Here is a 23,370-nt window from a genome sequence, read left to right on the forward strand (position 1 = left end):
TCAGGCGTTCAGTGCCGTGGATCAACGCCAAGGCTTCAGGCGTGCGCTCGACCTGGGCTTCGAACAGGCCGTGAACGGTTTGCTCGAGCGGATACGGGGCCTGCGTGGCGTTGAAGCCCGAGAGCACCTCGTCCCGTTCGCTGGCGGGCAGAATGGCCAGGTGGTGCAGCGGACGGTCCGGTGCCGACTCCAGCGCATCAACCAGGCTTTCCAGTACGGTGTTCATGTAGCCGACCACGCGTTGCGGGGCAATCGCGGACACGGTCTGCACGCTGAGCAGGAAACCTTCGCCCAGATCGTCAACCGACAGCATGAACGGGTAGTTGGTCCGCTCCATCACTTCCAGTACTTCGGCCCCGCCCCAACGCTCTACGTGATCGTCGTTCTGGATCGGGCTGTGGCGGTAATTGAGCAGTGCGCTGAACAACGGCATCGAAGCCGGTACGCCGCTGCAACGCTGCGCCAGTGCCAGCGAGGCGTGTTCGTGGCCCAGCAACGCGGTGAGCCGCGCGTGGGTCTGGCGCACACCCTGACGAACACTCACCTCACCCAGCGTCACCCGCAACGGCAAGGTGTTGATGAACATGCCCAGTGCGCGTTCGGCGCCCGCGCCACTCTGCATACGGCCCAGCAGTACGGTGCCGAACACCACGTCGTGGCGTCCGGACAGGCTGCCCACGACCTGAGCCCACGCCAGGTGATGCATACTCGCCGGGCTGACGCCCAGTTGCCGCGACAGCACGCGCAGGCGGTTACTCAGCGCCGGGTCGAGCTGGAATTTGCATTCCTCGACGCCGCTACCGTCGCCCTGCACTTCCTTGAGGCCCAGCGGTAATGTCGGTTCTTCGACGTCGCCAAGCATGTCGCGGAAAAAGCCTTCGTGTTGTGTCTGGCTGACGGCCAGTCGTGCCTGGGCCACGTAGCGACGATAAGGCATTGGCGCTTCCAGCCCGGCAAACTCGCCGCGCAGGTACGACTGCATTTCGTGCTGCATCACTTCCAGCGCGGTGTGGTCGAGTGCGATGTGATGGAAAAGCAGGATCGCCACCCAGCGCTGCCGGGTCGTGTCCTCGGCGCAGGCCATGTGCATCAGCGGAGCGCGGTGCAAGTCCAGGCGGCAGTTACGCGGGTCATACAAAGCCTGCAACTGATGGGCAACATCGCCCTGCGTGGCATCCAGTTCGAGGGTTTCGACGTTCAGTCGGGCCTGACGCAGCACCACTTGCAGCGGCTGCTCCAGCCCTTCCCATACCAGCGCTGTGCGCAGAACGTCATGGCGATCGATGACGCCTTGCAGCGCGGCCACGAATGCGTCGAGCTGTTCACGGCTGTCCATCGCGAACGCAGCCTGAAGCAGGTACGGATCACCCTGCTCGGCGGCCATGTGGTGATAGAGAATGCCTTCCTGCAACGGCGCCAGCGGATAGATATCCTGCACATTGGCTGCCCCGCCCGGTACATCGGCGACGATCCGGTCAATGACCGGCTGCTGCAAGTCCACCAGCGTGAGCATGGCCGATGTGATGTGTTCGCAGCCCTCGGGGATCCCGTTGTCCGGAACATGCAGGTCCTGGGGTTCTCCACCGACAGCGGCTGCCAGCGCAGACAGCGTCGGCTGGCTGAACAACACCCGAACGTCGGCATTCAGGTCAAGCTGACGCATGCGTTCGATCAGCTTGACTGCCAGCAGCGAATGGCCGCCCAGTTCGAAAAAGTGATCATGCCGCCCGACCTGAGCGACGCCCAGCACTTGCGACCAGAGGCTGGCCAGGGTGATTTCCACCGGCCCTCTCGGCGCTTCATACGCTTGACTGGCGTAGGCCTGGGCATCCGGTGCCGGCAATGCGCGGCGGTCCAGCTTGCCGTTGGCCGAGACCGGCATCTTCTCCAGTTCGACATAGGCTGCCGGGATCATGTAATCCGGCAACAGCGCCTGCAAGTGCGAGCGCAGCATGTCTGCGGACGTCGACACCTGGCCGGCCTGAGGGGTGAAGTACGCCACCAGGCGCTTGTCACCCGGGCTGTCTTCGCGTGCCACAACGGCCGCGTCGCGTACCGCTGCGTGCTCCGCCAGCCGCGCTTCGATTTCACCCAGTTCGACCCGGAAACCGCGGATCTTGATCTGATCATCGTTACGGCCCAGGTACTCGATGACGCCGTCTGCGTCGTAGCGCCCCAGGTCACCGGTCTTGTACAGGCGCGCCGCACCTTCCATGACAAACGGGTCGCGCAGAAAGCGTTCGGCCGTCAGTTCGTCGCGGTTCAGGTAGCCCCGTGCGACGCAGGCACCGCCAATATAAATTTCCCCGGCAACGCCCACCGGTACCGGTTGCAGTTGCGCGTCCAGCAAGTAAATGCGGGTGTTGGCGACCGGACGGCCGATGGGCGGCAGGATCGGCCACTCGCAGACCCGCTCCGGCAAGGTGAACGAGGTGGTGACGTGCGACTCGGTCGGGCCGTAGTGGTTGTGCAGCCGGCAATCGCTCAAGTGTTCGAACAGCGCGCGAATGGGCGCAGTGATACGCAGCTGTTCACCCGCTGTGATGACCTCGCGCAGTGCGCAGGTCCGTTCGCGCAGGCTGGTATCCTCAAGCACGGCCTCGGCAAGGGCTTGCAAGGCAATGCACGGCAGATAAAGACGCTCGATGCGTGCGTCGCAGAGATGCAGGTACAGTTTGCGCAGGTCGAGTCGGGTATCGGCATGAATCAGCGACAGTGGCGCGCCGGCACACAACGTGCTGAAGACCTCCTGAAACGCCACGTCAAAGCCCAGCGCAGCGAATTGCAGGGTCGCCGGGGCCGGATGACCGCTGTTCACCCCTTCATCGAGCTGCCATTGCATCAGGTTGACCAGCGGCCCGTGAGGCATTGCCACCCCTTTGGGCTGGCCGGTGGAGCCGGAGGTGTAAATCAGGTAAGCCAGATGCGACGGCTGATGCCCTTGGGTGATCAAATCCGGATTGTGCGTCGCTTGAAGGCTGAGCTCATCCGTTTGCAGACCGTCGAGCATTACGCGCGGGACGTGGGAGTCGCCGAACACTGTCGCCAGCCCTGTCTGGGTCAGCAACACTTTCGGGGCGCTGTCTTCGAGCATATAGCTCAGGCGTTCTTCAGGGTAATCCGGGTCAAGCGGGACGTAGCCGGCACCCGCCTTGAGGATGCCCAGCAGCCCGGCAATCATCTCTGGACTACGGCGGCAGCAGATCGCGACACGATCATCGATCTTCACACCCAGTTCCAGCAGGCGATGAGCAATCTGGTTGGCCTGACGATTCAGTTCGCCGTAGCTCAGGTGTTGATCTTCATACGAGACCGCTCGCGCTTCAGGCTGGGCGTGAGCGCGTGCTTCGAACAACTGATGCACCAGCAGGCCGGGTTCGAATGCCTTTTCACAGGCATTGAAGCGGTGCAGCAGATGGTCGCGTTCTGCGTCCGGCATGAACGCCAGGTCTTGCAGCGCTACGTCCAGGTCCTGATCCAGCGCATCAGCCAGTTGCGCGAGCATCGCGTGCATGTAACCCACCACGCGTTGCGCACCGATACCCGGCGAGACTTGCACGGTGAGGCCGAAGTCGGTTCCAAGGTCATCGACCGAGAGGGACAGCGGGTAGTTGGTGCGCTCTTCACCGCCGAGCAGTTCGAAACCCGCCCAGCGCAGCCCAGCGTCGCTGCCTTGGCCTGGCTGCGCGGCGACGGCGGCATGCCGGTAATTGAGCAGCGCGCTGAACAACGGGGTTGGCGGTGCCACGCCGCTGCAGCGCTGGGCCAGTGACAGCGGAGCATGCTCGTGCCCGAGCAAGGCGGCCAGCCGGTCGTGGGTCTGCCGCGCCGCCGCTTTGACGCTCGGCCCGTGGGCGGCGACACGCAGCGGCAAGGTGTTGATGAACATGCCCAGCGCCCGCTCGGCATCCTGGCCGCCTTGCAGACGGCCCATCAGCACCGTGCCGAAGACCGCTTCTTCACGGCCGGACAAACGTGCGACCACCTGGCCCCAGGCCAGGTGATGCAGGCTGGCATTGCTGACGCCCAGGCGTCTGGCATGGGCGCGCAGCCGTTCGCACAGCGCTGTTTCCAGCGCGGCACTGGCTTCTTCGATAGCAGTACCGTCGCCCTGCACGTCCTGCAGGCCGAACGGCAACGTCGGTTCGTTCACGTCGCCCAAGGCGGTCTGGAAAAACGCCTCGTGCTCTTCGCGGCTGATGCCCAGACGCGACTGTGCAACGTAATTGCGGTACGGCACGGAAGCGGGAAGCTGTGCGGCGCGGCCCTCGACATGTGCCTGAATCTCGCGCCCCAGAATACCCAGCGAGGTGGCGTCGTCGATCAGGTGATGGAACAGCAGCACCGCGACCCAGCCGCCGTGGACACTGTCTTCGGCCAGGTGCAGTTCCATCAATGGCGCCTGGCGCAGATCGAAGCGCACGCGACGAGGATCGGCCAGCGCCTGCAACTGATCGGCGATGTCGCCCTTTTCGGGCAGAAGTGCATGCTCTTGGGTGCGCAGTGACGCTTGGCGCCAAACCACCTGAACCGGCTCGTCAAGGTTCTCCCAGGCAACCGACGTGCGCAGGATGTCATGCCGATCAATCACGGCCTGCAGTGCCTCAATGAAGACCTCGACGTGTGCCCGGCTCTCCATGCGCAGCGTGCCTTGCAGCAGGTAGGGGTCGCCCTCAGGATTCGCAAGGTGGTGATAAAGAATCCCCTCCTGCAACGGCACCAGCGCGTAGATGTCCTGAACGTTGGCCAGACCGCCGGGGATGGTCGCCACCAGCGTGTCAATCTGCTCCTGGTTCAAAGACGCCAGGGGCAGCATCTGCGGGGTGACGCGCGTCACGCACGGCTCGATGAGGTTGGCCGGAATCAGCACGTCCCTGCCAGCGCCGGCCGTCTTGGCCAGCGCCAGGAGTGTGGGCTGGCCGAACAACACGCGCACGTCGACTTTAAGCCCGGTATCACGCATACGTTCGATCAGTTTGACCGCCAGCAGAGAGTCGCCGCCCAGTTCAAAGAACTGGTCATGCCGACTGATGCGCTCTATGCCCAGCAGCTCGCTCCACAAACCGGCCAGGATCGGTTCCACCGGCCCTTGTGGTGCTTCATATTCTCGCCGCGCATAGGCGCTCGCATCGGGCGCTGGCAGTGCCTTGCGGTCGAGCTTGCCGTTGGTGGTCAGTGGCAGCGCCGACAGCAGCACGAAGGCGCTTGGCACCATGTAGTCGGCCAGATGTTCAAGCAATGTGGCGCGCAGATCGGCCGCGTCCGGGGACATGCCTGGCTGGGGCAGCACATAACCCACCAGCCGTTTTTCGCCCGGCTCGTCTTCACGCGCAATCACCACGGCTTCACGGACACCGGCGCAGGCGCTCAAACGGCTTTCGATTTCACCGAGTTCGATACGGAAACCACGGATCTTCACCTGATCATCGTTACGGCCCAGATAATGCAGACTGCCGTCGATTGTCCAGCGCGCCAGGTCGCCGGTTCGATACATCCGGGCATCTGGCGTCGGGGCAAACGGGTCGCTCAGAAAGCGTTCGGCGTTCAGCTCTGCACGGTTCAGATAACCCCGCGCCACGCCGGCACCGCCGACGTACAGCTCGCCGGTCACTCCCGGTGGCACCGGCTGCCCGTAGGCATCCAGCACGTAAAGGCGCAAATCCGGAATACGCTTACCAATCGGGCTGACGCCGCCGTTGACGTCGGCTTCGCTCAACGGGTAGCACGTAACGTGTACGGTGGTTTCAGTAATGCCGTACATGTTGAACAGTTGGGTGCCGGCATTGAGCTGGCGTGCATACCAGGGCTTGAGGATGCTGGTGTCCAGTGCTTCGCCACCGAAGATCACCTGGCGCAAGGCATGCGGGCGCGGGTTTTCGCCCTGGGCGTTGATCAGCTGGCGGAATGCGCTGGGAGTCTGGTTCAGTACCGTGACGCCGCTTTCACACAGCAGCTCGTAGCAGGCCTGGGGCGAGCGTGTTACGAGTTGCGGCACCAGCAGCAGCGTACCGCCGTGCAGCAAGGCGCCCCAGATTTCCCAGACGGAGAAGTCGAACGCGAAAGAGTGAAACAAGGCCCAGACGTCATCGGCACCGAACTCAAACCACTCACGGGTCGAGGCAAACAGCCGGGTGACGTTACCGTGTTCGACCATCACGCCTTTGGGCAGCCCGGTGGAACCGGAGGTGTAGATGATGTACGCCAGATGATGTGGCGAAAGCCCCGGGACTTCCGGGTTATCCGTGGGCTGTGCGCTGAAGCCCGCAACATCGGGCTGATCCAGAAGCAGAACCGGAATGTTCTCAACCGCCAAGTGCTGTACCTGCCCGGCTTGAGTGAGTAACGCCCGCGGAGCGCTGTCCTGCAGCATGAACGCCAGGCGCTCTTGTGGCGAAGCCGGGTCCATTGGCACGTAGCCGGCACCGGCCTTGAGGATACCCAGCAACCCGACGATCATGTGCGGGCCGCGCTCGACGCAGATGGCAACGCGGTCATCCGGCCCAATGCCCAGTTCGCGCAGGCGGTGCGCGACCTGATTGGCCTGTGCATTCAGTTGCGCGTAAGTAAGGCCTTGCCCGTCGTGCAGCAGTGCCACGGCCTCAGGCCGAGCCTGCGCCTGGGCCTCGAAGGCTGCGTGAAGGGTGCGGGTTGCCAGGGTTTCAGGCTGTGCGTCATTCCAGGACTCGAGCAACCGGGCCTCTGCCGGGGTTGTCAGGGTGAAACCGTTCAAGGGCAATGACGGGTCTTGCAACCCTTGCTCCAGCACATTGACGAAACGATCGGCCAGGCTGTGCATCTCGGCAGCGCTGAAGAACGTCTCGTTGTAGATGTAATGCAACCAGGCTTCATCGGTGTGCGGGTTGGCACGGATGTACATCGACAGCGGCATCTGCTCGTAACCGTTGGAGCATTTGACGGTGTAGGCAGGCGCTTCGCCAAACATCATGCGGTGGTCGGTCAGCTCATAAGACACCGACAGGTCGAACAACTGGTCGCGGCCATCACGCATGAGGCCAAGGGAGCGGTTCATGTCGCTCAGCGGGAAACGCTGGTTGCGGTAATCCTGTTTCAGGTTGCGCGCGACATTGGCCACCAGGTCGCTGAACGTCAGATCGGCATCGAACGCCATGCGCACGGCACTGACCTGGGTGAACAGGCCGAACGTGTTGCGAAAGCCCGCATTGGAACGGTTCAGAACCGGCAGGCCGATGACCAGGTCCTGATGATGGGTGGTGCGCATCAGGCAGACATAAAGTGCCGCCACCATCACCGGGAAACGCGACACCTGCAGGGCGTCGGCCACGCTGCCGACGCGCTCGAGCAGCTCAGGCGAATAGCGCTTGAACACATGACCGGCCACCGCACCGGATTCCGACCTCCCGTCACGATGGCGAGGCTCGAACAACGGGGCCGGGACGTTCTGATACTTCTCCAGCCAATAGCGCTGATCGCGCTCGTAACGTGCCGAACTTCTGTAGGCGATGTCGTCGTGAATGTATTTCACGTAGGACGGTGCCTCGATGTGTACGGCCGTTTCGTCGTCAGCTGTGTACAGATCACCCAATTCCGTGAACATGATGTTGATGGACCAGCCATCGATCAGAATGTGGTGAGCCTGCATGCTCACATAGCAAAGGTGTTCGCTGACGTGCATCAATTGCAGGCGGATCAGCGGAGCGCCGTCGAAGGTGAACGGGACCTTGTTCAGGGCTTCGACGAACGCCTGCGCCGAGGCTTCCGGATCGTGCCCGGCGGAAAAATCGTGGACCGCCAGCGTCAGCCGCAGATCATCGACAAATGCCTGCGCAGGCATCCCGCCCTCGCCTTGCCCTGGCAGCAGCACTGTGCGCAGTCCTGCGTGCCTGCTGAACAGGATGTCGATTGCCCGTTGCAGGCGTTCAGCGTCGATGCTGCCCTCGACAACGGTGTAGCCCCCGATGTTGTAAACCGGCACATCGCCGCGAACGATCTGATCCAGCCAGATATCGCGCTGTGCAGCGGTCAGAGGGTAACGGCTGGACTCAGGCAGGGACGGGTTCATGCGAATACTCCTTGGATAACGCAAGCAGTCGATAACCGGGCAATACCCTTTGCGTTCTGTAACGCTGCACACACCGTATTCGCGACACACGTGACCATCGTATTTTCAGCAAACTGTTTCATTCGTTCTGTCTCGATAGTTGAACAGCGACGCCATGACGGGGCCGCTTATGCGAATACGGGTGGCGCACGTTCACAAGGCCGTAAAGCGACAATCTGAAACGTGCAGGGTTATCGCCCTCGCCGCTGTTAACGCGATTTGGCAGATATGGAGGGGACTTTAATCAGCTCGCCGGTAGGGTGTATGTCACTTGAAAGAGGGACAAGAAACAGGACGTGCCGGGTCAACCGTCGACATAATGTATTTGTCCCTCTTATTCACCACAGACACGCGAGTAACCGAATGTTCGAATGCACATGTGGAAGTAGCGTCCGAACAGTCCGACTCGACAGAGGTAACCACATGAACAGCTTCGAACCCGGTGAATACGTGCGCTTGCGCTCAGGTGGACGGAAGATGCAGGTGATCAAGGACAGCGCCACGGAGACACTGGTGCCGACGTCTCTGATTGCGTGCGAATACCTGGCCAAACATCGAAGAGTCCTGGGCTTTTATGCCGCGCACTCCTTGATCAGCATTCAACGCCCTGATGATCAAACGCCCTTGGAACAATAAGTTGTTAATGCGTTAACTGCTCACGTTTCGCTGATTTGATCCGACGGGCATTGCGTGACCACGCGGTGCCTGTGTTCAAGTGTTCGTTCATTATTAATTGCCGTGTGGCAGGCCTGTTAGTCACCGCCTGTTTCGACTCTTCTTCTGAAGCGTCTTAGGTAATAACCAACTTCCCCACCCTCCCTCGCCGGCGTTTTCTCTTGCAGAAAACAACGCGCCGGTTATTGCCCGCCCGTCAACGTTTACTTATTTAGCAGGTGCCGCCCGAGCCTGGCGCTGGACGGACCTCGATAACCCGCTCGATAACCCAGTGACTGATACCGTTTTCAAACATGAAATGTATGAGACGCCAGGTTGTACAGCAGCCCGGTGGCGAACAGCCCGATGACCATCGAGACGCCCTTGTTCAGCAGGCGTGAGGATCGCGGTGAGGTCATGCGGCTGCCAAAGCAGGCACCGAACATGACCCACGCAGTGCCCACCGGCAGCACCACACAGGTGAACGCGAACATGAACGCCAGGTAATCACTCGAACTCAGGAACGTCCCGGCCGGGGCGATGAAGGACGCAAAGAACAGGCCTTTGGGGTTGCTCAGTGTCGCAATGAACAGCCCTTTTGCAGACAGTCCCGGCGCAGTGTCGTGCCCGGCGCCGTGCGCCATCGACCACAGTTTCAGCGAGATGTAGAACAGAAAGCACACAGCGAAGGCCTTGCTGAGTGTCGCCACCCACGGGAAATCACGCGCGATCCAGTCCAGGGTCAGCCCCCAAGCGGTGATCTGCACCACATAGGCCAGCCACTCTGCCCCGACCCATTGCAACGACCGTGCGTTGATGCCCCGGTTGACGCCGGTCTGAAACAACAGAGAATTGGTCGGGCCGGGAACGGCGAGCACGCCCAGCAGCGCTAAAAACAGGGATCCACTCATGTCATTTCCTCACTGGAGGTTTGCGCATCGGTTGATTGAAACAGCACGCTTCAGGGTGACCCTGACGTGTTATGTGCCAGGGATTTTGTGAAACGCTTGAAGAGCTGCAGCAAATCGTCCACGTAGGTAAAAATGACCGGGACCACCAGCAGGCTGAGCAGTGTCGAGGTAATCAGCCCCCCGATCACCACCACGGCCATCGGCTGCCTGAACCCCGGATCGGCACCCACTCCGATCGCGGTCGGCAGCATACCGGCGCCCATCGCGATGGTGGTCATCAGAATCGGCCGCGCCCGTTTGTGGCAGGCGTCGACCACGGCCTGATAGCGGTTCATGCCCAGGTCGCGGCGCGCAAGAATGGCGTAATCCACCAGCAGAATCGAGTTTTTGGTCACGATGCCCATCAACATCAGCAGGCCGATGATCGATGACAGCGAGAAACTCAAATCACAGGCCAGCAGCGCCAGCAAGGCGCCCCCCAGCGAAAGCGGCAGTGCCGAGAGAATGGTCGCCGGTTGCAGGAAGTCGTGAAACAGCAGAACCAGCACGGCATAAATGCAAAATACGCCGATGGCCATGGTCAGGCCAAAACTGCCAAACAGCTCGCTCATCAACTGCACTTCACCCTGCTCGACCAGCTTGACTCCCGCCGGCAGATGCGCAATGCCGGGCAATCGGCGAACCTGATCCATCACCTCCCCCAGGCTGCGCCCGTTGAGTTCGATAGACAGCGTGACATTACGCTGGCGGTCCAGCCGGTCGATCTGTGCCGGCCCGCTGCCCATGCTCAGTTCGCCCAGCGAGGCGAGTGCGACCTGACCGTCGCTGCCTTTTACGCGCAACTGGGCGATGCGCTCCATGTCGCTGCGCAGGCCCGGCTCCATGCGCACCCGCAGGTCCACCTGGCGCTGCGAAAGGTTGATCTTGCCCAGCGCCGACGAATAATTGCCATAAGTGGCCAGGCGCAATGTGTCGGCAATCTGCTGGCTGGTGATGCCCAACTGCGCGGCCCGCACATAGTCCGGCGTGAGCTGCACTTCCGGTGTCTGCAAGGCCGCGCTGGAGGCAATATTGCCCACACCGTTCAATTGCCGCAGTTGCGGCTCGATGTCCAGAGCGGTCCGCTCAAGCAGCGCACCGTCTTCGCTGGCGAGAACGATGTCGAGCTTTTCTCCGTTGCCATCACCGCCCACACTGATTCGTGCGCCCGGTAACGAACGCAGCGCCTCGCGCATGCGGGCTTCCAGGGCCGTCTGGCTTACATCGCGTTCCTGGCGCCTGACCAGCTCGACCGTCAGCGTTGCCTTATTGAGTGCAGCGCCTTCCCCGCCCTCGCTGCCCGCCGAGCCCACCACTGCAAAGACATGCCGGACGCCTTGCAGCGGACGAACCCGATCGCTGGCCTGACGCGCCAGGTCAGCGGTCTGTTGCAGCGCAGTGCCTGGTGGCAACTCCAGCGTGATGGTCGACCGGGCGATGTCCTGGGCCGGAAGAAAGCTGGTGGGCAGAAAACCGATCAGTGCCAGCGACCCGGCAAAGAACAGTGCGGCCAGCGCCATGCTGGTCTTGCGCCATTCCAGGCTGCGGTGAATCCACACCAGATAGCGCTGCATCAGCCAGCCGTCGCGCTCGACGTGGTTGACGGGTTTCAGAAACACTGCGGCCATCATGGGCGTCAGCAAGCGAGCCACCAGCAATGAAAAGAGCAAGGCTGCTGACGCCGTGACGCCAAACTGCACGAACAGCCGGCCCGCGACGCCACCCATGAACGCGGTGGGCAGGAACACGGCCACCAGCGTCACGGTGGTGGCAATGACGGCCAGGCCGATTTCGTCAGCGGCTTCCATCGCGGCCTGTCGTGGGCTTTTGCCCATGCGCAGATGGCGAGCGATGTTCTCCACCTCGACAATGGCGTCGTCCACCAGAATGCCGATGATCAGCGCCAGTGCCAGCAGCGACACGGTATTCAGGGTAAAGCCGGCGAAGTACATCAGGCCGAAGGTAGGAATGATCGACAGCGGCAACGCGGTGGCCACGATCAGCATGGCGCGCAGATCGCGCAGGAACCACCAGACCACCAGGACCGCCAGCAGAATCCCCTCGTACAGCAGGTTCATCGAGTCGTGATAGTTTTCCAGGATCGGCGCGGAACTGTCGCTGACTTCTGTCAGGCGGATGCCTGGCTGACTGCTGACGAACGCGGCGACTGCCTTGCGCACTTCGGCAGCCATGCTGACGTCCGAAAACCCAAGGGAGCGGATCACCTGAACACCGGTGACCGGGCGACCGTCGAGAAAGGCCATTGACTGACGTTCAGCGTGGTGATCGCGAATCGTCGCCAGTTGGTGCAGGGCAAACGAACGCCCGTCACCGACCGGCACGTCGATGGCACCGAGCGCTTGAGGGTCGTCGATCCGGCCCAGCGTGCGTACCGCCATCCGGCCACTGCCCAGGGTTGCCAGCCCCCCCGAATTGTCGATCTGCATCGCTTTTAGCGGCGTTTCGATGTCCGCCACGCTCAGCCCCAACCCGGCCATCATTGCCGGGTTCAGGTCGACCTGAACCTCACGTTCGACCCCGCCGACGCGAACCACCTGTGCGACACCCTTGACCTTCAACAGGTGCTTGCTCAGCTCGTTGTCGACAAACCAGGACAGCGCCTCTTCGTCCATGCCCGGCGCATCGATGAAATACGTCAGGACCGGCGTGTCATGGACGGTCAGCCTGGACACACTGGGCGTGTCCAGGCTGGCGGGCAGCTCGGCCATTGCGCTGTCAACGGCATTGCGGACCTCGTTGAGGGCTTCATTGCCATCCTTTTCAATGGCAAAACTCACATTGATCTCGACACTGCCGGAGGTGATGGTCGTGCTCACATGCTTGAGCAACCGAAGCGACGACAGGCGATCTTCCAGCTTGCGCGCCACCTCGGTTTCCAGCTGCTCGGGGGCCGCGCCTTCCAGCGACGCACTGATCGTGACCGTGGGCAGATCGACATCCGGAAAGTCCTGGATTCCCAGCCGTTGCAATCCGATACACCCCAGCACGCCCAGCAGAATGAACAGCATGATCGCCGGGACAGGGTAACGAATCGACAGCGACGACAGCGTCATGGTTGTGTCGCTCGCGAAGCCACGGGCGTGACCTGCGCACCGTCACTCAGAAACGCACCGCCGGACAATACAAGGGTCTGTTGCTGATCCACGCCGGAGACAATCTCCAGCGCATTGTCGCGGCGGCGGCCCACGTCCACGCGCCGCTGGGTCACGCGATTGTCTGCCCCCACGACAAACACCCACGAACGACCGTCACGCAAAATGACCGCGCTGTCCGGCACCGTCAGGGCAGGCGCTGATGCCAGCTCGATATGGCCACTGGCGTACATGCCGGAACGCGCGCCAGTGTCAGGGGGAAGCGCCACGTACACAAGCGCTCTGCCTGTGGTTCTGTCGAGAATCGGCGAGACCAGACGCACCTGCCCGGCCACCGACTGGCCACCCGGCAGGGTCAGGCGAGCCTGTTGCCCGGGGCGAACGCTGATCAACTGCCGGGCGTCCAGCTCGGCCTGCCATTCAATGCGGCTACCGCGCTCAAGACGGAACATTTCGGTGCCCGCGTCGACTACGCTGCCCAGCAAGGCGCTGCGCGATGACACTGTTCCGTCATCGACCGCCACGATGCGCGTCTGCCCCAACCGGATGCGAATACTCTGCATGTCAGCCCTGGCCGCCGCCAGCTCGGCTTTGGCGGTGTCCACGGCGATTCGGTATTGCTCGCTTTGCTGGCTTGAAAGCACACCGGTGGTGCCGACCACCTCGGCACGCCGGAGGTCCGATTGTGCCTTGCGAAGGTTTGCCTGCGCCTGATCGACAGTCGCCTGCTGTTTGCTCTGTTCGGCCAGCAGGCTGTCCTGCGACAGCGTTGCCAGCAGTTGACCCTTGCTGACCTTGTCACCGATATCGGCATGAAGGCTGGCGATCCGCAAACTGCCGGTTTCAGCACTGATCACGGCCTCCTGCCAGGGCAGCAAACGCCCGCTGGCAGTGACTTCGTTGGGCCAGACCTGCTTTTGCGCCTGAGTGGTTTCGACACTCAGGCTGCTGGTGTCGCTCACGGTTTCGGGGGCGGAAGAATCTGAGCGATGCCAGATCAAAACGCCGAACAACAGAACCACCCCCAGCGTCAGCAGGCTCCAGGCCCGTTTGCGGCGATCAAGTCTCAAGACCTTTCTCCGCGCGAAGCCTGCGCCACTGGAAGGTGCGCAGCGTCGGCCTGCCATCCGCCGCCCAACGCCTTGTAAAGCGCGATCCAGTAGCTCACCTGTTCCTGTTGCAAGGTGATCAGTTCGATTTGTGCATCAAGTGCCGAGCGTCTGGCCACTTCGCGGTCCAGCACGCTCACGCCACCCGCCTGCCAGGACTTGTCCACGGCCTGAAAATAGTTGCGATAGCCTTCAGTGGCGCGTTCGACATCGCCTTCACGACGCCGTGCTGCGTCCAGCCGGACCAGCGCCTGCTCGACTTCGCCGACAGCGTTGCGCAAGGTTTGTCTGTAATCGGCAAGCGCCGAGTCGTAGGCGGCTTCGGCACTGTTTACCGTGGCCCGACCTCGTCCGCCGTCCAGTAACGGCAGTGAAAGCAAGGGTGCCATCGTCCAGCCCCTTAGTAGTTGGCCACTTTGGGTGCCGACCTGAAAAGATCCGGAAAGGCTCAGGGTGGGCCAGCGCTGAGCCTTGGCGACGCCGATGTCAGCGCTGGCGGCGGCCAGATCGCGCTCACGTGAGGCCAGATCAGGTCGCTGGCGTACCAGATCGGCCGGAATGCTCGTGACCGCCAACTGCGCGGGCGTTGGCAGAACGGCCGGTGCGCGCTCAAGTAATGTGCGCACTCGGGTCTCGTCGCTGCCGGTCAGTTGGGTGAGGGTCTTGATCAGCAGGTCGCATTCACTTTGCTGATCGATCAGGGTCGACTGGCTGCTGGCCGCCGATGCCTGGGTCAGGGACAGGTCGGCAGGTGCCGTGAAGCCCGCCTTGAGAGACAGGTCGGTCAGCTCAGCGGTTTGCCGCTGCGATTCAAGCTGCTCCTGGTAGGCCTGCACCCGCTTTTGGCAGCCCCGGTATTGAACGTAGTCATCCGCGACTTCGGCGGCCAATGACACGCGTGCGTCATGCCAGTCATCGATGCGTGCCTGAATACGATTGCCTGCGGCTTCGCGGCTTCGTCGAAACTCACCGAACAGGTCGATTTCCCAGGACGCATCCAGCCGGGCCGAGGACGACGAATACACCTCCCCTGTGCCGGCTTCGCGTTCGCCAGTCCGGCTGCGGGTCAATTGGCCCTGTAGCTTCGGCGCTGCATCCGACTGGCTGATATCCAGTGTCGCCCTGGCCTGAAGAATGCTGGCCCGCGCCTGATCGAGTGTCGGGCTGTCCGCCTCGGCCCAGGCGAGTAATTGTTCAAGTGGTGCGTCGTTGAATTGCTGCCACCAGCCGGACAGCGCTTTGACGCTGGCGCCATGCGGCAGCGGCGCCTGCCATCCGGCAGGTAACGGTATTGCCGGGGGCTGGTAGTCAGGCCCCAGCACACACCCGCTGATGATCAGGGCGCAGAACACCGGCAGCGCTCGATGCGCTGCCGCTTTGAAGTTATTCATGGCGTCCTCTTGAAGCCCGGACACAGGGTCAGGCGCTCGACTGCATTTCACGGCGCTATTGAAGCGTTTGCCACCGGTACTGTCTGGCGAGGAAAGCGGGGACATTGGCGCTCTTGAAATTGTCGCTGCCGGGCCTGTGCAGCAGAATCGAAGAACATCACGCGAGCGGTAAAGACGACTCGCAATCGATGCCCTTCCTCAAGGCAAGCGAGTGACTGAATATGCAAGAGTTGAGCTATCTGAATAACGTCGAATCCAATGCAAGAACCTACGCCGCGACCTTCCAGCGTCTGTTCGTGAGTGGTAACGGCTCCCGTATCAAGGACGACCAGGGTCAGGAATACCTCGACTGTCTGGCCAATGCGGGCACCCTTGCACTGGGCCACAATAACGAGACCGTGCGCGAAGCGGTGCTGGGCTTTCTCGGCACTGACCAGTTGCAACAGGGACTGGACCTGGCGACGCCGGCCAAGCACGAGTTCGTGCAGACCCTGTTTTCGACGTTGCCGGAGCCGATGCGCCACAACAGCAAGATTCTGTTTTGTGGCCCGAGCGGATCGGACGCGGTGGAAGCGGCCATCAAGCTGGCGCGCCATTACACCCAGCGCTCGACGCTGATGGCGTTCCACGGCGGCTATCACGGCATGACCGCCGGGGCGCTGTCGGCAATGGGCAACCTCAAGCCCAAGATGAACGTCGGTGCGGTCAACCCTGGCACCCACTTCCTGCCCTTCCCCTACACCCTGCGCTGCCCGTTCGGCACCGACGGTAAACTCACCGATCAGTTGTCCATCGAATACATCCGCACTGTGCTCACCGACCCCGAAGGCGGCGTGCAAAAACCTGCGGCGGTGATTGTCGAGGTGGTCCAGGGCGAAGGTGGCTGCATTCCTGCGTCGGCGACCTGGCTGCGCGAGCTGCGTGAAATCACCCGGGAACAGGAAATCCTGCTGATCATCGACGAAGTGCAGACCGGCCTGGGCCGTACCGGCAGCACCTTCGCGATTGACCATTCAGGCGTGGTGCCGGACATTCTGGTGCTGTCCAAGGCCATCGGCGGCGGCTACCCGCTGTCTGTGATCGTCTTCGCCGAACACCTCGACACCTGGGGCGCCGGCATGCACGCGGGGACGTTCCGCGGCAACCAGATCGCAATGGTGGCGGGTGCGGCAACGATCGGCTACGTGCAGAAGAACAACCTGGCGGCACAGGCTCAGGCCAAAGGCGAGATACTGGCCAGCGGGCTGAAGACCATTGCGCAACGTTACCCGGCACTGGTCGACGTGCGGGGTCGCGGGCTGATGCTGGGGGTGGAGATCGCGCACCCGGGCAAGCAAGGACGCACCGGGCCTGGCAACTCGCAACTGGCACGTGCCATCAAGCTCAACTGCTTTGAAAACGGCCTGATCATCGAGACCGGTGGCCGTCACAGTTCGGTGCTGCGCTTCCTGCCGGCGCTGACGATCAGCGAACAGGAAGTCGGCATGGTGCTGGAACGTTTCGAAGACTCCGTCGCAGCGGCCAGCAAGGCACGCTGAACCCCCTTCGCCGCCCTGCGGGGCGGCACCTTCTGTAGACCCTCCCTCCCGCGCTACCCTCCTGCATGCCCCGGTAGTCTTTCAACCTGCGTGCGTCTATTCACGGCTGTTTCGCGAGCGAGCTTGCGTCCGTCGGCGCCGGGTGCTGCTTTTTGCGGTTGCAGGCTCTGCACGTAAAGTGGCTGCGCTCGGTGATGCTGCGTTAAAAACAGGGTCGGATGCGAGTCCAGTCGGAATGCTCATTGACAACCGGTAGACGCCGCTTACTCGCCTGCTTTTGCCTTGCCTGACCTTCGCTCGCCGACTTTTCGTACAGAGTCTGAAAACCATCAGGATGAACGGGCGGTGTTTATGACAGGCAAAAAAAACCCGACCCCTATATGAAAGGGCCGGGCTGCAGGGTCAAGCGTTTCAGGCTTGCTTGTCGCGGATCGCGCAGTTGATGTCGGAGACGATCTGGCCGTCGGCCAGCTTGATGATGCGGTCGGCCAGCTGGAAGTACTGGTCGTCGTGGGTAATGATCAGGATGGTCTTGCCACGGCGTTTCAGGTCCGGGAGCAGTTCTTCATAGAAGAACCGTTTGAACGGTGGGTCCTGATCCGCAGCCCACTCATCCAGCACGTAGACCGGACGGTCTTCCAGGTAGGCACAGACCAGCGCCAGACGCTTCTGCTGGCCATAGGAGAGTGCTTTCAGGGTCGAATAACCGTGCCCTTCGATTTTGATCTTGTCTGCCAGACCCAGGGTCGTCAGGTACTTTTGCGCAAGGGCCGAACTCGCTTCCTTCTCGTCAGGTCCGATCAGGCGATTGAACAGGTGGAAGTCCGAGAACACCGCCGAGAACAGGTCCCGGTATTCGCTGCGGTTCTTGTCGCTGATGTCCATGCCATCGAGCTGAACATGCCCCTGTCGCGGGATATAAAGACCGCACAGCACTTTGGCCAGGGTACTTTTGCCGCAACCGTTGCCGCCGACGATATAGATCAACTCACCCGAGCGAATCTCCAGATCGACAGGCCCCAAGGCGAACGAGGAGTCGGTATCGGCGCCCTGATAGTCCATTTTCACGCCCTTGAGCGATATTTTGGCCCAAGGTTTTTGAGGGAAGTGCAGCAGCTTGGGCGTCTCGACGTCCACGATGGCCGGGTGCTTGTCGTTGATGCCGAACCCGAACTCTGCCAGCCGGCTGCTGGCAACACGGCCCTGAGCCAGAATCGGCATGGCGGACACCAGCAGCGACAACGGCCCCATGATGTAAAGCACGGCCAGCACGCTGGCGGTCAGGATGGCCGGGTCAAGCGCGGCGAACCGTGGGGCCACGAACAGCAGGCAGCCCAGCAACACCGAAAGCGTCAGTTGCCCGACATTGTCGCCGGCGCTGAACCACAGCCGTTCGATGAAATTGAAGCGTGCCACCCGGGTGGACGATGCGTCGATGGCCGAACGGCTGAACCAGTCACGGCGGATACCGTTGAGCTTGAGTTCCTTGAGACCGAACACCAGCGCATGGGTGTATTCATTGAACGAGGTGAATTCGTCACGCACCCGGTTCGAGACCATCACACCGCTGGTGAAGAAGAACAGATAAAGCACCACACCCAGCAACATCAACGACAGGGTAACGGCAAATACCACCCATGACAGATAAGCCAGGTAGGCGATGCCGAACAGAAAGACTGCCGATTCGACCAGCACGGTCGGTATGACGATCAGTGTGGTGTTGAGCTGAGGAATGTCGTTGGTCAGCATGGTCAGCACGTTGGCAGGCCCGCGTCTGTCCACCTCCTCCAGCGGCGTGCCGAGAATCTTGCGGCACAGGGCAATGCGCAGCCGCGTCATGATGCGCATGCTTGCATAGGCTGGAAAGAATGCTGCGCAGTTGCGGAAGATCAAGGCCACGATGCTCAACCCGATGAACCAGTACAGCGCATTGAGCCTGGAGCCTTCCGTGTGGATGGCGTCGTTGATTACATTGATGACTGCAATGGAAGCGACGCCGCTGATGATCCCGGTCAACAGGGTAAGCAGGGTCAGCCAGGGATGGCTGCGCCATAACAGCTTTATGATGGAACCCGGTCCGGGCTTTGTCTGTTGCTCGCTGCTCATTGATCAATATCCTTGAAATGGACGGGCCAGATGGCGGTACTGTGCGCTGCCCGCAGGCCGCCGGGGGCTTGTCGAAGCGCACGCGGGAAGTGCTGATGAATGCTGGAAAAACAGTGTACGGAAGACGTGCGCCGTGGCTGTCCCGGACTCCGAGTACAAGCCCTGAAAAGCACACCCCTTCACTGGGCAGGCCACACCGCATCGCGAGGGGTCATTTCCCCCATGGCGACTGCGATGAGGCGAGGCTCTTCATAAGGGTCCCGGGCATGCGCGACGAGCATGTTGTCGAGCATGATCAGGTCACCTTTCTGCCACTGGAATCTGACGGCGCAGGCCTCGTAGGCTTCACCGACCAGCGCCATGACGTGATCCTCGACAGGCGTGCCGTCGCCATAGCTGACCATGCGCGGCATGCGGTCTTCGCCGAACATGTCGAACAGGTCCTCGCGCATTTCTTCGCCCAGGCAGAACGGGTGATGCAGCTGGACCTGATTGAAAAAAGCTGCCTGGCCGGTCACCGGATGGCGAATCACCGCCGGGCAGCGCGTATGAATTTGCAGGGTGTCGGCGTCCAGCCACTCGAACGCCGTACCCTGCTCTCGGCACCTGGCCTCGACCACCTCGGGCCGGTCGGTGCCGAAAAAATCCTGCCAGCCTGGTTCTACGCCCGCCGTGAAGGTACGGCTGTAGCGCAGCGCCTTGCGCTCGAAGGTTTCAACCACCTCAGCGGGCAGTTGTAACAGCATCTGCCGAATATCCACCAGCGGTGTGGCGCCGCCGACTTTCGAGGGCAGTTCACAGTAGAACCACTGCTTGCGTGGCCAGCTTTCCAGGTGTGAGCTTTCGTTGTGATAGAGGATCATTTCCCGTTCCGGATACGGCGTGGAACGGTACACCCGACGGCCGCCTTCCTTTTTCGGCAGATCGCCGTACCCCCCGTAAAGACCGGGCGACAGCGCCTCCGCGAAATTCTCGAACAGCGCCACTGAGTCCAGGCCAAAACCGCGGAACAGGATCGCTCCGTGGCGGCACAGCAGTGACTCGATGGGCGCGCGATGTTCGCTGGCCCAGGCCAGCCCATCCAGTCCGGCGTCGGCCGGCTCGATGACAACCGGCAGGCTGCTGGTCGGATCCAGCAGTGACAGGCGCACCTTGGCATCGAGATGGCCGTCGGGCCAGTGTACAGATTCGTCCTTGCTCGCCTGTCCGCAGACGGCTGAGGCGGTGGTGTCGAGGTTCATGCGTAACTCCCGGGCGATGGGTATCGAGGGGTGCGCCTGATCGAGAACCCTCCCGTACCAGCACGCAGCAACGCGAGCATGTAATCACCGCCTCAACGCCCTGTATGTCACTGCAATTGGGGACATCCGGACTCCCCGCACGTACCGGCCGCCAGCAGGCGCGCTGTCATGCACGCGTGCTTGAAGTGTCCCTATTTCCCTCGACAGACGCCGTTCGGGAATCGGTGCTGAAATGCGTTCGCTGCGCAGACAAGAGCCATTCTCAAGCCCCTCACACACTTCGATACGGGTTGCGGAATGTGGTTATCGGATGCGTCGCGCGCACTGCAACCAGCGATTGAACAGGAGCGTTATTCATGTCGAAAACCCACACCGGGGGACGAGAGAACACCTCGTCCAGCCCATTGCGATCCGGCACCTTGCTGCACGAACTATTCAGCGCACGGGCCAGCGAATTTCCCGAGCGGACCGCGGTGTCCGATGAAGCGCGAGCCGTCAGCTACGCCGAACTCGAAACAGCCTCCTCCAGCCTGGCGGCCAGCCTGCGCAAGCGCGGCGTCAAGGATGGCAGCCTGGTCGGCATGTGCCTTGACCGCGACGTCGATCTGGTGACGTGCCTGCTGGGTATTCTCAAGGCAGGCGGCGCGTATGTGCCGATTGATCCGGCTTACCCGGCCAAACGCATCGAGCACATCGTTCAGGACAGCGGACTGCAACTGGTCATCACGTCCCGGGACCTGTGCAGCCTTCCGAAAACACCGTCGCTCACCGTGCTGCCACTCAACGAGTTGCTGGCCGAAAAAGAGCCCGCCAATGTTTCGGCCAGCAGTGCCGATGCGACGCAAGCCCCGGCCTACGTGATTTACACCTCAGGCTCGACAGGCGAACCAAAAGGCGTACTGGTCACCCATGCCAACGTGAGCAGCCTGCTGGAAAGCACGCAGCGCGTGTTCAACTTCTCGCACACCGATGTGTGGTCAATGTTCCACTCCATCGGTTTTGACTTTTCGGTCTGGGAAGTCTGGGGTGCCCTTGCTCACGGTGGTCAGGTTGCCGTGGTGCCTTACGAGATTTCCCGCTCGCCTGAAACGTTCAGGCAGTGGCTGTCGACCAATCAGGTCACCGTGTTGAGCCAGACGCCGTCTGCCTTCCGCGGCCTCGATGAAGCTGATCGTCAGGCGCAGTCTCGTCTGGCGCTGCGTTACGTGGTGTTTGGCGGCGAAGCCTTGCCTGCGACAGTCTTGCGCCCTTGGGTGGAGCGTCATGGCGACGAGCTTCCTGCGCTCGTCAACATGTACGGCATCACCGAAGCCACAGTGCATACCACGCACAAGCGAGTACGTGGACAGGACCTCGAAACCTCGGCCATCGTCTCTGTCGGTGCGCCACTGGATGGCTGGAAACTGCACCTGCTCGACGAGCAGCAACAGCCTGTTACCGGCCAGGCCACCGGTGAACTGTACATCGAAGGCGCAGGCCTGACCCTCGGTTACCTTAACCGTGAAGAACTCACCGCCGAACGATTCCTGACACTGCCGGACAGCGGCGTTCGGGTCTACCGCAGCGGCGATCTGATGAAGCGCGACATCAGCGGTGAATACCACTATGCCGGTCGCAGCGATCAACAGCTCAAAGTGCGTGGTTTCCGGATCGAAGCCGGTGAAGTCGAAGCCTGCCTGCAACTGAGCAGCCACGTCAGCGACAGCCATGTCATTGCGCACGATTACGGTCAAGGCGACCTGCGTCTGGTGGCGTACGTAGTGACCGGTGACGGCGAAGCCGGCGTGACCCCTGCCCTGCGCAGCGAACTGTCGGCGCTGGCCGCACAGCACTTGCCCGATTACATGCGTCCGTCAACCTACATCGCCCTGTCAGCGCTGCCGGTCACGGCCCACGGCAAGATCGACCGACAGCAGCTGCCTTGCCCGACCGAGGTCGGCAATACCGAACAGGCCGCCGAACAAAGCGGGTTGTCGGAGCCGGAGCGTCATGTGCTCAAGGTCTGGTCGGATGACATCGGCCTCAAGGGCATTGGCCTGAACGATGACTTCTTCGATCACGGCGGCACTTCGCTGGCGTTGATCCGTTCGCTGTCGCTGCTCAAGTCTCACTATCGAATCGATCTCAATCCAGGCGTTCTCGCTAACGGTGCCACCGCCAAGGTGCTTGCCGATTGCATTCAGACCTCCATCGCCAACGCGCATTGATCAAAAGGAACATCATCATGACTGAAGTTGCAGTCAAGCAGTTTCACCTCACCAAAGAAGAGCGTGAGACGTTCGAAAAAAATGGTTTCATCGGCCCGTTCACGGCTTACGACCAGGACGAAATGAAAGAAATCTGGAAGCGCACACGCCTGCGCCTGCTGGACCGCAGCCATGCGGCCTATCAGGACCTGGACGCGATTTCCGGTGCCACCAACATCGCCAACTATGACCGTCACCTGGACGACGAATTCCTGGCCGATCACATCTGTCGTGCCGAGATCTGCGACCGGGTGCAAAGCATTCTGGGGCCGGATGTACTGTGCTGGCGCACCGAGTTCTTCCCGAAATACCCGGGCGATGAAGGCACCGACTGGCACCAGGCCGACACCTTTGCCAACGCGTCGGGCAAGCCGCAGATCATCTGGCCGGAAAACGAAGACTTCGGTGGCACCATCACCGTCTGGACGGCCTTCACCGACGTCAACATCGCCAACGGCTGCCTGCAATTCATTCCAGGCACGCAGAACAGCATGAATTACGACGAAACCAAACGCATGAGCTATTCGCCCGAGTCTTCCAACTCGGTGGTGAAAGACGGCGTGCGCCGTGGTTTCTTCGGCTATGACTATCGCCAGTTGCAGATTGACGAAGACTGGAAACCGGACGAAGCCAGCGCCGTGCCGATCCAGATGAAAGCCGGCCAGTTCGTGATTTTCTGGTCGACCCTGATGCACGCATCCTACCCGCACAGCGGCGAATCCCAGGACATGCGCATGGGCTTCGCCTCCCGCTATGTACCGTCATTCGTCAAGATCTACCCGGATTCCGATCACATCGAGGAATACGGCGGCAAGATCAGCCTGGAAAAGTACGGCGCAGTGCAGGTCATCGGCGACACCACACCTGACTACAACCGTCTGGTCACCGAGACCACGCGTGGCAAGAAATTCAGGGAATAACTTCCCCGGCGGAAGGTCGCCG

The 23,370-nt window shown here is 61.6% G+C and carries 11 protein-coding genes; 4 read left to right on the forward strand and 7 right to left on the reverse strand.

Annotated elements, in window-relative coordinates:
- The coding region (locus BW686_RS03805) for a non-ribosomal peptide synthetase (RefSeq protein WP_143514144.1) at nt 1-8,041 on the reverse strand (8,041 nt) is incomplete at its 3' end.
- A 462-nt stretch (nt 8,042-8,503) separates the two neighbouring features.
- Between BW686_RS03805 and BW686_RS03810 the strand changes: the two genes are divergently transcribed.
- Complete coding sequence (locus BW686_RS03810; RefSeq protein ID WP_084914338.1) at nt 8,504-8,716, forward strand: hypothetical protein; 213 nt, start codon at nt 8,504-8,506, stop codon at nt 8,714-8,716.
- Nucleotides 8,717-9,042: 326 nt separating this feature from the next.
- Here BW686_RS03810 and BW686_RS03815 read toward each other — a convergent pair whose 3' ends face one another.
- Genes BW686_RS03815 through BW686_RS03830 form a run of 4 tightly spaced genes read right to left on the reverse strand, consistent with a single transcriptional unit; the run spans nt 9,043 to nt 15,297 of the window.
- Nucleotides 9,043-9,645, reverse strand: coding sequence for a LysE family translocator (locus BW686_RS03815; RefSeq protein ID WP_084914341.1), 603 nt, complete (start codon nt 9,643-9,645; stop codon nt 9,043-9,045).
- Nucleotides 9,646-9,695: 50 nt separating this feature from the next.
- Nucleotides 9,696-12,758, reverse strand: coding sequence for an efflux RND transporter permease subunit (locus tag BW686_RS03820; protein WP_084914343.1), 3,063 nt, complete (start codon nt 12,756-12,758; stop codon nt 9,696-9,698).
- Complete coding sequence (locus BW686_RS03825; RefSeq protein ID WP_256898125.1) at nt 12,755-13,867, reverse strand: efflux RND transporter periplasmic adaptor subunit; 1,113 nt, start codon at nt 13,865-13,867, stop codon at nt 12,755-12,757. The genes BW686_RS03820 and BW686_RS03825 overlap by 4 nt, the downstream gene beginning before the upstream one ends.
- The gene (locus BW686_RS03830; RefSeq protein WP_084914348.1) at nt 13,864-15,297 is read right to left on the reverse strand and encodes an efflux transporter outer membrane subunit; all 1,434 of its coding nucleotides are present in this window, start codon (nt 15,295-15,297) and stop codon (nt 13,864-13,866) included. Before BW686_RS03830 ends, BW686_RS03825 begins: the two co-directional genes overlap by 4 nt.
- A gap of 221 nt (nt 15,298-15,518) precedes the next feature.
- On the opposite strand from BW686_RS03830, the gene BW686_RS03835 reads away from it, so the two are divergent.
- On the forward strand, nt 15,519-16,835 hold the full coding sequence (locus BW686_RS03835; protein ID WP_084914350.1) for a diaminobutyrate--2-oxoglutarate transaminase family protein: 1,317 nt from the start codon (nt 15,519-15,521) through the stop codon (nt 16,833-16,835).
- A gap of 411 nt (nt 16,836-17,246) precedes the next feature.
- On the opposite strand, the gene BW686_RS03840 is transcribed toward BW686_RS03835, so the two are convergent.
- Both BW686_RS03840 and BW686_RS03845 read right to left on the reverse strand, forming a co-directional pair.
- Nucleotides 17,247-18,941 carry a cyclic peptide export ABC transporter gene (locus tag BW686_RS03840; RefSeq protein ID WP_084914353.1) on the reverse strand — a complete coding sequence of 565 codons (1,695 nt, stop codon included), beginning with the start codon at nt 18,939-18,941 and terminating at the stop codon, nt 17,247-17,249.
- Between the two features lie 179 nt (nt 18,942-19,120).
- Complete coding sequence (locus BW686_RS03845; protein WP_084914356.1) at nt 19,121-20,182, reverse strand: TauD/TfdA family dioxygenase; 1,062 nt, start codon at nt 20,180-20,182, stop codon at nt 19,121-19,123.
- A gap of 356 nt (nt 20,183-20,538) precedes the next feature.
- On the opposite strand from BW686_RS03845, the gene BW686_RS03850 reads away from it, so the two are divergent.
- Nucleotides 20,539-22,389 carry an amino acid adenylation domain-containing protein gene (locus BW686_RS03850; RefSeq protein WP_084914359.1) on the forward strand — a complete coding sequence of 617 codons (1,851 nt, stop codon included), beginning with the start codon at nt 20,539-20,541 and terminating at the stop codon, nt 22,387-22,389.
- A 17-nt stretch (nt 22,390-22,406) separates the two neighbouring features.
- The gene (gene syrB2, locus BW686_RS03855; protein ID WP_084914363.1) at nt 22,407-23,348 is read left to right on the forward strand and encodes a syringomycin E biosynthesis L-threonyl-[L-threonyl-carrier protein] 4-chlorinase SyrB2; all 942 of its coding nucleotides are present in this window, start codon (nt 22,407-22,409) and stop codon (nt 23,346-23,348) included.
- The last annotated feature ends 22 nt before the right edge of the window (nt 23,349-23,370 follow it).

The organism is Pseudomonas syringae, from assembly GCF_002157375.1.
Classification (GTDB): Bacteria; Pseudomonadota; Gammaproteobacteria; order Pseudomonadales; family Pseudomonadaceae; genus Aquipseudomonas; species Aquipseudomonas syringae_T.